This window comes from Pseudomonas putida W15Oct28 (assembly GCF_000708715.2).
GTDB lineage: Bacteria > Pseudomonadota > Gammaproteobacteria > Pseudomonadales > Pseudomonadaceae > Aquipseudomonas > Aquipseudomonas putida_R.
On sequence record NZ_JENB01000005.1, the window covers coordinates 104,141 to 116,268 of the forward strand.

13 protein-coding genes are annotated in these 12,128 nt (G+C 63.3%); all 13 read left to right on the top strand.

Annotated elements, in window-relative coordinates; all coding sequences use genetic code 11:
- Positions 1 to 11: 11 nt before the first annotated feature.
- The 13 genes from flhF to AK81_RS04915 all read left to right on the top strand — a co-directional run bounded on the left by flhF (position 12) and on the right by AK81_RS04915 (position 12,121).
- The gene (flhF, locus tag AK81_RS04855) at positions 12 to 1,319 is read left to right on the top strand and encodes a flagellar biosynthesis protein FlhF (RefSeq protein ID WP_043197147.1); all 1,308 of its coding nucleotides are present in this window, start codon (positions 12 to 14) and stop codon (positions 1,317 to 1,319) included.
- 93 nt (positions 1,320 to 1,412) lie between these two features.
- Positions 1,413 to 2,246 carry a flagellar synthesis regulator FleN gene (gene fleN / locus AK81_RS04860; RefSeq protein ID WP_016488415.1) on the top strand — a complete coding sequence of 278 codons (834 nt, stop codon included), beginning with the start codon at positions 1,413 to 1,415 and terminating at the stop codon, positions 2,244 to 2,246.
- Entirely contained in the window at positions 2,243 to 2,983 is a 741-nt protein-coding gene (gene fliA, locus AK81_RS04865; RefSeq protein ID WP_043197148.1) for an RNA polymerase sigma factor FliA, read from the top strand. The genes fleN and fliA overlap by 4 nt, the downstream gene beginning before the upstream one ends.
- Positions 2,984 to 3,095: 112 nt before the next feature.
- A complete protein-coding gene (locus AK81_RS04870) occupies positions 3,096 to 3,470 on the top strand; it encodes a chemotaxis response regulator CheY (RefSeq protein WP_162489843.1) in 375 nt (124 codons plus the stop codon).
- Between the two features lie 20 nt (positions 3,471 to 3,490).
- On the top strand, positions 3,491 to 4,279 hold the full coding sequence (locus AK81_RS04875; RefSeq protein ID WP_043197151.1) for a protein phosphatase CheZ: 789 nt from the start codon (positions 3,491 to 3,493) through the stop codon (positions 4,277 to 4,279).
- A 12-nt stretch (positions 4,280 to 4,291) separates the two neighbouring features.
- Positions 4,292 to 6,523: a chemotaxis protein CheA gene (locus AK81_RS04880; RefSeq protein WP_043197152.1), complete on the top strand. Its 2,232-nt coding sequence runs from the start codon at positions 4,292 to 4,294 to the stop codon at positions 6,521 to 6,523.
- Between the two features lie 46 nt (positions 6,524 to 6,569).
- Positions 6,570 to 7,700, top strand: coding sequence for a protein-glutamate methylesterase/protein-glutamine glutaminase (locus tag AK81_RS04885; protein ID WP_043197153.1), 1,131 nt, complete (start codon positions 6,570 to 6,572; stop codon positions 7,698 to 7,700).
- Positions 7,700 to 8,440, top strand: coding sequence for a flagellar motor protein (locus AK81_RS04890; protein WP_043197155.1), 741 nt, complete (start codon positions 7,700 to 7,702; stop codon positions 8,438 to 8,440). The genes AK81_RS04885 and AK81_RS04890 overlap by 1 nt, the downstream gene beginning before the upstream one ends.
- 3 nt (positions 8,441 to 8,443) lie before the next feature.
- Positions 8,444 to 9,301, top strand: a complete 858-nt coding sequence (gene motD / locus AK81_RS04895) for a flagellar motor protein MotD (RefSeq protein ID WP_043197156.1) — start codon at positions 8,444 to 8,446, stop codon at positions 9,299 to 9,301.
- Positions 9,302 to 9,519: 218 nt separating this feature from the next.
- On the top strand, positions 9,520 to 10,308 hold the full coding sequence (locus tag AK81_RS04900) for a ParA family protein (RefSeq protein WP_043197157.1): 789 nt from the start codon (positions 9,520 to 9,522) through the stop codon (positions 10,306 to 10,308).
- The gene (locus tag AK81_RS04905; RefSeq protein ID WP_043197159.1) at positions 10,308 to 11,201 is read left to right on the top strand and encodes a CheW domain-containing protein; all 894 of its coding nucleotides are present in this window, start codon (positions 10,308 to 10,310) and stop codon (positions 11,199 to 11,201) included. The genes AK81_RS04900 and AK81_RS04905 overlap by 1 nt, the downstream gene beginning before the upstream one ends.
- A 43-nt stretch (positions 11,202 to 11,244) precedes the next feature.
- Entirely contained in the window at positions 11,245 to 11,724 is a 480-nt protein-coding gene (locus tag AK81_RS04910) for a chemotaxis protein CheW (protein WP_003254393.1), read from the top strand.
- A 1-nt stretch (position 11,725) separates the two neighbouring features.
- The gene (locus AK81_RS04915; protein ID WP_016498573.1) at positions 11,726 to 12,121 is read left to right on the top strand and encodes a DUF2802 domain-containing protein; all 396 of its coding nucleotides are present in this window, start codon (positions 11,726 to 11,728) and stop codon (positions 12,119 to 12,121) included.
- Positions 12,122 to 12,128 lie beyond the last annotated feature (7 nt).

The following is a 12,128-nucleotide window of genomic DNA, read 5'->3' on the forward strand; positions in this document are numbered from 1 at the left end:
GGTAGTGGATAATGCAAGTTAAGCGATTTTTCGCCGCCGATATGCGTCAGGCCATGAAACTGGTCCGCGACGAGCTGGGCGCCGATGCCGCGATCATTGGCAACCGCCGCATTGCCGGTGGTGTCGAACTGACGGCCGCGCTGGACTACAAGCTGTCCGCCCTGGCCCCGCGCGTGCCCAACGCCGAGCTGGAAGAAGAGCTGCGCAAGACCCATACGCGCATCGCCACCGCCCAGGCCGAGCTGGACCACCGCCAGGACAGCAGCGACAACAACCGCCAATTGTTTGCCGGGCAGTCGCTGACGGCCGCCGAGCCGTTGATCGAGCCGCACGTCGATGCCCCTGAGGCTGCCGCTGCCCCTGCTGCTGCGCCGGTCGACCCGCGCCTGTTCGATGCCATGCGCTCCGAGCTGTCGGGCCTGCGCGAGCTGCTGGAAGTGCAGCTCGGTTCGCTGGCCTGGAGCCAGTTGCAGGGTAGCAAGCCGCAGCAGGCCAACCTCTGGCGCCGCTTGCAACGCATCGGCCTGTCCGGGCCTATCGCCCGTGAGCTGCTGGACCTGACCACCGAGATCGAAGAGCCTCGCCAGGCCTGGCGCATGCTGTTGGCGCACCTGGCGCGGATGATCGAAATTCCTGAAGTCGAGCCGATCGAAGAGGGTGGGGTGATTGCCATGGTCGGCCCGGCCGGCATGGGCAAGACCACCACTCTGGCCAAGCTGGCTGCCCGCTACGTGCTCAAGTACGGCGCGCAGAACCTGGCGCTGGTGAGCATGGACAGTTTCCGTATCGGCGCCCAGGAGCAGCTCAAGACCCTGGGCCGAATCCTCAACGTGCCAGTGACCTACGTCGACCCGGGCCAGTCGCTGGCTGCGGCGCTGGAGCCATTGCTGCGCAAGCGCGTCGTGCTGATCGATACTGCCGGCCTGCAGGCCAGCGACCCGGCACTGCGCATGCAGCTGGAAACCCTGGCCGGGCGTGGCATTGCCGCGAAGAATTACCTGGTGCTGGCCACCACCAGCCAGAAGCAGGTGCTGACCGCCGCCTACCACAGCTACAAGCGCTGTGGCCTGGCCGGTTGCATCCTGACCAAGCTGGATGAAACGGCAAGCCTTGGCGATGTGCTGAGCCTTGCCATCAGTCATGAACTGCCCGTGGCCTACCTCACCGATGGCCCGCGCATTCCGGACGACCTGCACCTGCCGCGTGGCCACCAGTTGGTCTCCCGTGCGGTCAATGTGCAGCTGCAGGACGAGCCCAGCGAAGAGGCCATGGCCGACATGTTCGCTGATCTCTATCACAACCCCCGGCGGGCGGGTTGACCATGAAGCGTGTGCAAAGTAGCTATGCCAAGGGGTACGCAGAATTGCCCCACGTGTGGCCTGAGTCCCAGCGAGACAAGGTAAAGAACAGACATGGGTAGCATGCATCCTGTACAGGTGATCGCCGTGACCGGTGGCAAAGGTGGCGTCGGCAAGACTAACGTTTCAGTGAACTTGTCCCTGGCGCTGGCCGAGCTTGGCCGCAGGGTCATGCTGCTGGACGCCGACCTGGGCCTGGCCAACGTCGACGTGTTGCTGGGCCTTACCCCCAAACGTACCCTGGCCGATGTCATCGAGGGGCGCTGCGAGCTGCGTGACGTGATGCTGCAAGGCCCTGGCGGCGTGCGCATCGTGCCGGCGGCCTCGGGCACCCAGAGCATGGTGCACCTGGCCCCGGCGCAGCATGCCGGGCTGATCCAGGCGTTCAGCGAAGTCGGTGACAACCTCGACGTGCTGGTGATCGACACTGCGGCGGGTATCGGTGAGTCGGTGGTCAGCTTTGTTCGCGCCGCCCAGGAAGTATTGCTGGTGGTCTGTGACGAGCCCACCTCGATCACCGACGCCTACGCCCTGATCAAACTGCTCAACCGCGACTACGGGATGAATCGTTTCCGTGTGCTGGCCAACATGGCGCAGAGCCCGCAGGAAGGGCGCAACCTGTTCGCCAAGCTGACCAAGGTCACCGACCGTTTCCTCGACGTGGCCCTGCAGTACGTGGGCGCCGTGCCGTACGACGAGTGCGTGCGCAAGGCGGTGCAGAAGCAGCGCGCCGTCTACGAAGCGTTCCCTCGCTCCAAGTGCGCGCTGGCCTTCAAGGCGATTGCCCAGAAGGTCGACAGCTGGCCGCTGCCGGCCAATCCGCGGGGCCACCTGGAGTTCTTTGTCGAGCGTCTGGTGCAACCCACCAGCGCGGGACCCGTGCTATGAACGCCAGCGGCTTCAAGATGTACAGCCGGGCAGCGAAAGACGCCCAGTACGAGCTGATCGAACGCTACGCCCCGCTGGTGAAGCGCATTGCCTACCACCTGTTGGCGCGGTTGCCGGCCAACGTACAGGTCGAGGACCTGATTCAGGCCGGCATGATCGGCCTGCTTGAAGTGGCCAACAAATATGACGCCAGCAAGGGCGCCAGCTTTGAAACCTATGCCGGCATCCGCATCCGCGGGGCCATGCTGGACGAGGTGCGCAAGGGCGACTGGGCACCGCGTTCGGTGCACCGCAACACCCGCATGGTCAGTGACGCGATGCGTGCCGTTGAAGCCAGAACCGGCCGGGACGCTAAAGATCATGAAGTTGCTGCCGAACTCCAATTGAGTCTCGATGATTACTACGGGATCTTGAACGATACCTTGGGCAGCCGCCTGTTCAGCTTTGACGACCTGTTGCAGGACGGCGAGCACGAAGGGCTGCATGAGGATGGCGCCAGTGGCCATGTCGAACCTGCGCGGGGCCTGGAGGACGAACGCTTCCAGGCTGCCCTGACCGACGCCATTGCCAACCTGCCGGAGCGTGAGCGCCTGGTGCTGGCGCTGTACTACGACGAAGAGCTGAACCTCAAGGAAATCGGCGAGGTGCTTGGGGTCAGCGAGTCGCGGGTCAGCCAGTTGCACAGCCAGTGTGCCGCGCGCCTGCGTAGCCGCCTGGGGGAATGGCGGGCACGTTGAGCCCGGTGTCGTTGCAGTCGTTTCGTTTTCCACGTTGTACCGAATTGAATGAGTGCGTGCTCGGTAGGCCGGGCGCGCTTGAGACTGCTTGGAGGTCTAATTGGACAAGAACATGAAAATCCTCATCGTTGACGACTTTTCGACGATGCGGCGGATCATCAAGAACCTGTTGCGTGACCTGGGCTTCACCAACACCGACGAAGCCGACGATGGCATCACGGCGCTGCCGATGCTGCAAAGGGGCGCCTACGACTTTCTGGTGACCGACTGGAACATGCCCGGTATGTCCGGCATCGACCTGCTGCGCAAAGTGCGTGCCGACGACCAGCTGAAAACCTTGCCAGTATTGATGGTGACCGCTGAAGCCAAGCGCGACCAGATCATCGAAGCGGCCCAGGCCGGCGTCAATGGTTATGTGGTCAAGCCGTTCACCGCTCAGGTGCTCAAAGAAAAGATCGAGAAGATCTTCGAACGCGTCAACGGCTGAGTCACGTCAGGGGGCGCGCCATGGATTCATCACAAACCTCTTTGGGCGAGTTCGAATCGACCCTGAAGAAACATGCCCAGGAGTTGGTCGAAAGCCTGGAGCGGGGCCGTTTCGGCGAGGCGGTACAGCTGATTCACGAGCTGAACCAGACCCGAGATCGCGGCCTGTACCAGGAAGTCGGAAAGCTGACCCGCGAGTTGCACAGCGCCATCGTCAGCTTCCAGATCGACCCGACCATACCGCAGGCCGAGGAGGTGTCGCAGATTACCGACGCTACCGAGCGCCTGTCGTACGTGGTCAAGCTGACCGAGGGCGCGGCCAACCGCACCATGGACCTGGTCGAAGAAAGCACCCCGGTGCTCAACGAACTGGCCAGCGAAGCCAAGGCCCTGAGCACCGACTGGCAGCGCTTCATGCGCCGCGAGGTGGCTGCGCCGGAGTTCCGTGACCTGGTCAAGCGCGTCGACAGTTTCCTGACGCACAGCGCTGAAGGTAACCGCAAGGTTGCCGGGCATCTCAACGACATTTTGCTGGCTCAGGACTATCAGGACCTGACCGGCCAGGTGATCAAACGCGTCACCAGCCTGGTGACCGAGGTGGAAAGCAACCTGCTCAAACTGGTGCTGATGGCCAGCCAGGTCGACCGCTTTGCCGGTATCCAGCATGACCACGATCAACTGCGCGCAGAAAAAGATGCAGAAAAACATCCGACTCGGGGTGAAGGTCCGCAGATTCATGCCGATAAGCGTGAAGACGTTGTGTCCGGTCAGGACGATGTCGATGATTTGCTGTCCAGCCTGGGTTTTTAAGGAGCACGTTTGATGAGCTTCGGCGCCGATGAAGAAATCCTCCAGGATTTCCTGGTAGAAGCCGGCGAAATTCTTGAGCAACTGTCCGAGCAACTGGTCGAGCTGGAAAGCCGACCTGACGATGCCGACCTGCTCAATGCGATTTTTCGCGGTTTCCACACTGTAAAAGGGGGCGCCGGCTTCCTCCAGCTGAACGAGCTGGTGGAGTGCTGCCATATCGCCGAGAACGTGTTCGACATCCTGCGAAAAGGTGAGCGCCGGGTCGATGCGGAACTGATGGACGTGGTGCTTGAAGCACTGGATACGGTCAACAGCATGTTTGGCCAGGTGCGCGAGCGCGGCGAAGTAACCCCGGCCACCCCCGAGTTGCTGGCGGCCCTGTCGCGCCTGGCGGAACCCGGTGGTGCCGAGGCCGCTGAAGCGGCACCGGTAGCCCAGGCGCCGGTTGCGGCCGTGGCCCCTGCCGATGACCAGGACATCACCGACAGCGAGTTTGAGCAACTGCTCGATTCGCTCGATGCGGTCAAGGCGCAAGCTGCGGTCGACGAACAGATGCAGGGCGAGAGCGTCAGTGGTGCAGGTGACGAGATCACTGACGCCGAGTTCGAGTCGCTGCTCGACCAGTTGCACGGCAAAGGCCAGTTCAGTGTCGAAGCCGCGGCACAGCCGGTTGCCGCGCCCGCAGAAGCGGTAAGCGACGAAATTACCGACGAAGAATTCGAATCGCTGCTCGACCAGTTGCATGGCAAGGGCACGTTCCAGGCCGATGTTTTGCCTGCCGTCAAAGCACCGGCACCGGTCGCGGTTGACAACAGCGCCGCTGGCGACGAAATCAGCGAGCACGAGTTCGAGGCCCTGCTGGACCAGTTGCACGGCAAGGGCAAGTTTGGTGGCGATGTAGCTGCGGCCGAGGCCCCGGCTGCAGCCAAGGTGCAAGCGCCTGCCCAGGCCTTGGCCCACAGCCAGCCGGTGGCCAAGCCAGCCGCTGCTGCGCCCGCACCTGCGGCCGCCAGCAAACCTGCGCCGGCCCCCCGTGCGCCGGCGCCGGCTGCCGAGAAGCATGCCGTCAGCGAAGCGGAAACCACCGTTCGCGTCGACACCGCGCGCCTGGACGAGATCATGAACATGGTCGGCGAACTGGTGCTGGTGCGTAACCGCCTGGTGCGCCTGGGCCTGAACAGCGGCGACGAGGCCATGTCCAAGGCCGTGTCCAACCTCGACGTGGTCACGGCCGACCTGCAGACGGCGGTGATGAAAACCCGCATGCAGCCGATCAAGAAAGTGTTCGGCCGCTTCCCGCGGCTGGTACGCGACCTTGCCCGCCAGCTGAAGAAAGAGATCAACCTGGAGCTGGTCGGCGAAGAAACCGACCTGGACAAGAACCTGGTCGAGGCCCTGGCCGACCCGTTGGTGCACTTGGTGCGCAACGCCGTCGACCATGGTGTCGAGATGCCCGACGAGCGTGAAGCTTCGGGCAAGGCCCGCACCGGCCGCGTGGTGCTGTCGGCCGAACAGGAAGGTGACCACATCCTGTTGTCGATTTCTGATGACGGCAAGGGCATGGACCCGAACATCCTGCGCGCCAAGGCCGTGGAAAAAGGCCTGATGGACAAAGATGCCGCTGACCGCCTGAGCGAATCGGACTGCTACAACCTGATCTTCGCCCCGGGCTTCTCGACCAAGACCGAGATTTCCGATGTGTCTGGCCGTGGCGTGGGCATGGACGTGGTGAAAACCAAGATCTCCCAGCTCAACGGCTCGATCAACATCTACTCGGCCAAGGGCCAGGGCTCGAAGATCGTCATCAAGGTGCCGCTGACCCTGGCGATCATGCCCACCCTGATGGTGATGCTGGGCAACCAGGCGTTCGCCTTCCCGCTGGTAAACGTCAACGAGATTTTCCACCTCGACCTGTCGCGCACCAACGTGGTCGACGGGCAGGAAGTGGTGATCGTGCGCGACAAGGCGCTGCCGCTGTTCTACCTCAAGCGCTGGCTGGTACAGGGCCAGGTGCACGAAGAGCAGCACGAGGGTCATGTAGTGATCCTGTCGGTCGGCACGCAACGCATCGGCTTTGTCGTCGATCAACTGGTTGGCCAGGAAGAAGTGGTAATCAAGCCGCTGGGCAAGATGCTGCAGGGCACCCCGGGCATGTCCGGGGCCACCATCACCGGTGACGGTCGCATTGCGTTGATTCTCGACGTCCCGAGCATGCTCAAGCGTTACGCCGCGCGGCGTATTTGATTTCGGTGGCGCACCCTGGCGGGTTGCGCCGCCTAATGGAGTGTTTATGGCAGTCAAGGTCCTGGTGGTGGATGATTCCGGTTTCTTCCGCCGCCGTGTCTCGGAAATCCTCTCGGCGGATCCGACGATCCAGGTAGTAGGTACCGCGACCAATGGCAAGGAAGCAATCGACCAGGCGCTGGCGCTCAAGCCCGATGTCATCACCATGGACTACGAAATGCCCATGATGGACGGCATCACCGCGGTGCGGCACATCATGCAGCGCTGCCCGACGCCGGTACTGATGTTCTCCTCGCTGACCCACGAAGGCGCTCGCGTCACCCTCGACGCGCTGGATGCTGGCGCGGTGGATTACCTGCCGAAAAACTTCGAGGACATCTCGCGCAACCCCGACAAGGTCAAACAGATGCTGTGCGAGAAGGTGCATACCATTTCGCGCAGCAACCGCCGCCTCGGCAGCTATGCCAGGCCGGCACCGGCCGCCGCGCCTGTGCCCGCCAGCAGCCCGGCGCCTGCCAGCAGCTTCGCCAGCCCGGCGCCGGTTCGCGCTGCAGCGGCTCCCCGTGCAGCGGCCCCGGCTCCGGCGGCGTCGCACTCGCCAGCCCCCAAGCGTAAGCCCTACAAGCTGGTGGCCATCGGCACCTCCACCGGCGGCCCAGTGGCCCTGCAGCGGGTATTGACCCAGCTGCCGGCCAATTTCCCGGCGCCGATCGTGCTGATCCAGCACATGCCGGCGGCGTTCACCAAGGCCTTTGCCGAACGCCTGGACAAGCTGTGCCGCATCAACGTGAAGGAAGCCGAGGACGGTGACATGCTGCGCCCAGGCCTGGCCCTGCTGGCCCCCGGCGGCAAGCAGATGATGATCGACGGCCGTGGCACGGTGAAGATCCTGCCCGGTGACGAGCGCCTGAACTACAAACCGTGCGTGGACATCACCTTCGGCTCGGCAGCCAAGTCGTACGGTGACAAGGTGCTGTCGGTGGTGCTCACCGGCATGGGCGCCGACGGCCGCGAAGGTGCGCGCCTGCTCAAGCAGGGCGGCAGCACCGTGTGGGCCCAGGATGAAGCCAGCTGCGTGATCTATGGCATGCCCATGGCCATCGTCAAGGCCAACCTGGCGGACGCGGTGTACAGCCTGGACGAAATCGGCAAGCACCTGGTGGAGGCCTGCGTCTGATGGACGTCCTCAGCCTGATCGGCCTCATTCTCGCCTTTGTCGCCATCGTCGGTGGCAACTTCCTTGAAGGCGGCCATGTCGGCGCCCTGGTCAACGGCCCGGCGGCGCTGATCGTGCTGGGTGGCACCTTGGCGGCAGCTTTGCTGCAGTCGCCGCTGTCCTCCTTCAAGCGCGCCTTGCAGATCTTGCGCTGGATTCTGTTCCCGCCTCGGGTCGACCTGGCGGGTGGCATCGACCGTGTGGTGAACTGGAGCCTGACCGCGCGCAAGGAAGGCCTGCTGGGCCTGGAAGGGGTGGCCGATGCCGAGCCCGACCCGTATGCGCGCAAGGGCCTGCAACTGCTGGTGGACGGTGCCGAACCAGAAGCCATCCGCAGCATCCTTGAAGTCGACTTCCTGACCCAGGAAAGCCGTGACATCCAGGCTGCCAAGGTATTCGAGAGCATGGGCGGTTATGCGCCGACCATCGGCATCATTGGTGCGGTGATGGGCCTGATCCACGTGATGGGCAACCTGGCCGACCCCTCGCAGCTGGGCAACGGCATTGCCGTGGCCTTCGTCGCCACCATCTACGGCGTGGCCAGCGCCAACCTGATCCTGCTGCCGGTCGCCAACAAGCTCAAGGCCAACGTCATGCGCCAGTCGCGCTACCGCGAGATGCTGCTTGAAGGCTTGTTGTCGATTGCCGAGGGTGAAAACCCGCGCTCGATCGAGTTGAAGCTGCAAGGCTTCATGGAGTAACCCATGCGTCGCCGTCGTCATACCGAGGAACACGAAAACCACGAACGCTGGCTGGTGTCGTACGCCGACTTCATCACCTTGCTGTTCGCCTTTTTTGTGGTGATGTACTCGATTTCCTCGATCAACGAGGGCAAGTACAAGGTCATTTCCCAGGCCTTGCTCGGGGTGTTCAACGACCCTGAGCGCAGCATGAAACCGATTCCTATCGGCGATGAGCAGCCGTTGAGCGTGCGCCCGGCAGAGCCGCTGGTGAAGGACAGCGAACAGACTGAAGCAGGCTTGGCAGCGACCAATGTCGACCCGCTGAAAACCATCAGCGACGACGTGCGCGATGCCTTTGGCGACCTGATCAACAGCAACCAGATGACCGTGCGCGGCAACGAGTTGTGGATCGAGATCGAGCTGAGTTCGTCGCTGCTGTTCGGCAGTGGCGATGCCATGCCCAGCGACAAGGCGTTTGCCATCATCGACAAGGTAGCCAACATCCTCAAGCCGTTCGCCAACCCGGTGCATGTCGAAGGTTTTACCGACAACCTGCCGATCCGCACTGCACAGTACCCGACCAACTGGGAACTGTCGTCGGCACGGGCGGCCAGCATCGTACGCCTGCTGGTCATGGAAGGGGTCAACCCGGCGCGCATGGCCTCGGTGGGTTATGGCGAATACCAGCCGGTGGCCGGCAATGACACGGCAGAAGGCCGCGCGCGTAACCGCAGGGTGGTGCTGGTGATTTCGCGCAACCTCGAAGTGCGCCGCAGCCTGACCGGTTCGGGCAGTGCCCATGCCACGCCGGATGCCGCGTTGCGCCGGGCTGGCACACAAAGTGCACCTGCAACGCCAGCAACGGTGGCGGGGCAGTGATCCGTCAATTCCCCGTCGCTGCATTGTATTGGAAGTGACTCCGTCCCCTGTGGGAGCGGGCATGCCCGCGAAGCAGGCGACGCGGTGAATGGCACCGGCTGCGGCGGTGTTCGCGGCGGTTCGACGCTTCGATGTGCCCGCTCCCACAGGGATCGTGCCGGCGCTTGGATAGTTGTTTCTACAGTGTCCCTGCCAAATCAATAGATAGAGTTTGCTTGATGAGAGTCTGGGCAGTAGCCAATCAAAAAGGTGGCGTCGGCAAAACCACCACAACCATCGCCCTGGCTGGCCTGCTGGCTGAGGCAGGCAAGCGCGTGGTCGTCGTCGACCTCGATCCGCACGGCTCGATGACCAGCTATTTCGGGCACAACCCCGATGCGCTGGAGCACAGCTGCTACGACCTGTTCCTGCACAAGGGCGCAGTGCCAGACGGCCTGCCCGGGCAGTTGCTGCTGCCCACCAGCGACCAGCGCATTTCGCTGTTGCCGTCGAGCACTGCACTGGCCGTGCTGGAGCGCCAGTCGCCGGGGCAGAATGGCCTGGGCCTGGTGATCGCCAAGAGTCTGGCGCAGCTGTGGCAGGATTTCGACTATGCCGTGATCGACAGCCCGCCCTTGCTGGGTGTGCTGATGGTCAACGCGCTGGCCGCCAGCCAGCAACTCGTGATCCCGGTGCAGACTGAATTTTTGGCGGTGAAGGGCCTGGAACGCATGGTCGGCACCCTGGCCATGATCAACCGTTCGCGCAAGCAGGCGCTGCCGTACCAGATCGTGCCAACCCTGTTCGACCGCCGCACCCAGGCCTCCCTGGGCACACTCAAGCTGCTGCGTGATACCTACGGCCAACAGGTGTGGCAGGGCTACATTCCGGTGGATACGCGCCTGCGCGATGCCAGCCGCAAAGGCGTCACGCCCTCGCAGTTCGACAGCAAGAGCCGCGGGCTGATTGCCTACCGGGCGTTGCTCAAACACATGCTGACGTACAAGACTGCAGTGCAGGTGGCCTGATGACCCAGACCCGACAAACCAGCACCCGGCCGCAGATGGCCCTGCAGTCGTACCTCGATGGCCTGCTGCAGGAGGCCACCGAAGCCGAAGACCTGTTTGAGCCGCCAGTCGCGCCGGACGCGTTCGCCGAGGCAGTGCGCGAGGAGCAGGCGCGTGATGCCCTCAAACCGGCCCGGCCGGTGCCAGCCGAAGCCCCCGCCAGCCTTGCCCCACGGCCGTTCGCCGAACCCAAACTGGCGGTGCTGCCCAGCGTCATGCCGGTAGAAGCGCCAGTGGTGACGGTGGTCGAGCAGGAGGTGATCGCCGAGGCTGCCATCCCGGTGCTGGTCGAAGAACAAACCGTGGAACCCGCAGTGCCGCTGGTCGATGTGCACCTGCCGGCGCCCAACCTGCCGGTGCCCCCGACCACCGTCGACGGTCGCCCGGCGTGGGCGGCCGAGCCGTTCGAATGCCTGCTGTTCGACGTCGCCGGCCTGACCCTGGCGGTGCCGCTGGTGTGCCTGGGCTCGATCTACAACCTGGCCGGCCAGGAGCTGACACCGCTGTTCGGCCAGCCTGAGTGGTTCCTGGGTATCTTGACCTGCCAGGCCGGCAACCTGAAGGTGCTGGACACTGCGCGTTGGGTAATGCCCGACCGCTACCGCGACGATTTTCGTCAAGGCCTGAATTACGTGATTTCCGTGCAGGGCTACGAATGGGGGCTGGCCGTGCACCAGGTCAGCCGCTCGTTGCGCCTGGACCCGTCCGAGATCAAGTGGCGTAGCCAGCGAGGCCAGCGCCCATGGCTGGCCGGCACGGTGATTGAACACATGTGTGCACTGCTCGACGTCGCCGCACTGGCCGAGCTGATCGCCAGCGGCGCGGTAAAGCAGCTGCACGCCAAACAGAAATGACACAGAACACAACCGCCAAACAGCGGATTTTGAGGGTAGGGGAATGAAAAAGTCGTCTGCACAAGGTTCCGAAGATCCGATCCTGCAGTGGGTTACCTTCCGTCTGGACAACGAGTCCTACGGCATCAACGTGATGCAGGTACAGGAAGTGCTGCGCTACACCGAGATCGCCCCGGTGCCGGGTGCGCCAAGCTACGTGTTGGGCATCATCAACCTGCGCGGCAATGTGGTGACCGTGATCGACACCCGTCAGCGTTTTGGCCTGATGCCGACCGAAGTCACCGACAACACCCGTATCGTCATCATCGAAGCCGACAAGCAAGTGGTAGGCATTCTGGTCGACAGCGTGGCCGAAGTGGTTTACCTGCGCCAGTCCGAAATCGAAACCGCACCGAACGTGGGTAACGAAGAGTCCGCCAAGTTCATCCAGGGCGTATGCAACAAGAATGGCGAACTGCTGATCCTGGTCGAGCTGGACAAGATGATGACCGAGGAAGAGTGGTCCGAGCTGGAGAATATCTGAGTTGATCCTACAGGTTGCTGTCATCTTCCTGGCGCTGGTCTGGGCGCTGAGCCTGTGGTTTTTCCTCAACTACAGCAAGCGCCAGCGCGAGCTGGCTGCGCAGCAGGCTGAGGGCGATGCGCTGCGTGACCAGCGCATCAAGGACCTGGCCAAGCGCCTGGACGACTACCAGAACGGTACCGTGCGCATGGGCGAGGCGCTGCACGAACTGAGCGTGACGATGGCCCCGCTGCCCGACAGGCTCCAGCAGCTGGAGCAGCGCGACCCCAACAACGTCACCTTCTCCCAGGCGGCCAAGCTGGTCGGCATGGGCGCCAGCGTGGCCGAGTTGACTGAAAGCTGTGGCCTGACCCAGGCCGAGGCGGAGCTGATGAGCAAGCTGCACCGCAGTGGGTAACCTGGTT

Coding starts and splice junctions, on each gene's coding strand:
- AK81_RS04885 (WP_043197153.1), top strand. CDS start 6,570: ATGGCAGTCAAGGTCCTGGTGGTGGATGATTCCGGTTTCTTCCGCCGC.
- fleN (WP_016488415.1), top strand. CDS start 1,413: ATGGGTAGCATGCATCCTGTACAGGTGATCGCCGTGACCGGTGGCAAA.
- fliA (WP_043197148.1), top strand. CDS start 2,243: ATGAACGCCAGCGGCTTCAAGATGTACAGCCGGGCAGCGAAAGACGCC.
- AK81_RS04870 (WP_162489843.1), top strand. CDS start 3,096: ATGAAAATCCTCATCGTTGACGACTTTTCGACGATGCGGCGGATCATC.
- AK81_RS04880 (WP_043197152.1), top strand. CDS start 4,292: ATGAGCTTCGGCGCCGATGAAGAAATCCTCCAGGATTTCCTGGTAGAA.
- motD (WP_043197156.1), top strand. CDS start 8,444: ATGCGTCGCCGTCGTCATACCGAGGAACACGAAAACCACGAACGCTGG.
- AK81_RS04900 (WP_043197157.1), top strand. CDS start 9,520: ATGAGAGTCTGGGCAGTAGCCAATCAAAAAGGTGGCGTCGGCAAAACC.
- AK81_RS04905 (WP_043197159.1), top strand. CDS start 10,308: ATGACCCAGACCCGACAAACCAGCACCCGGCCGCAGATGGCCCTGCAG.
- AK81_RS04890 (WP_043197155.1), top strand. CDS start 7,700: ATGGACGTCCTCAGCCTGATCGGCCTCATTCTCGCCTTTGTCGCCATC.
- flhF (WP_043197147.1), top strand. CDS start 12: ATGCAAGTTAAGCGATTTTTCGCCGCCGATATGCGTCAGGCCATGAAA.
- AK81_RS04910 (WP_003254393.1), top strand. CDS start 11,245: ATGAAAAAGTCGTCTGCACAAGGTTCCGAAGATCCGATCCTGCAGTGG.
- AK81_RS04875 (WP_043197151.1), top strand. CDS start 3,491: ATGGATTCATCACAAACCTCTTTGGGCGAGTTCGAATCGACCCTGAAG.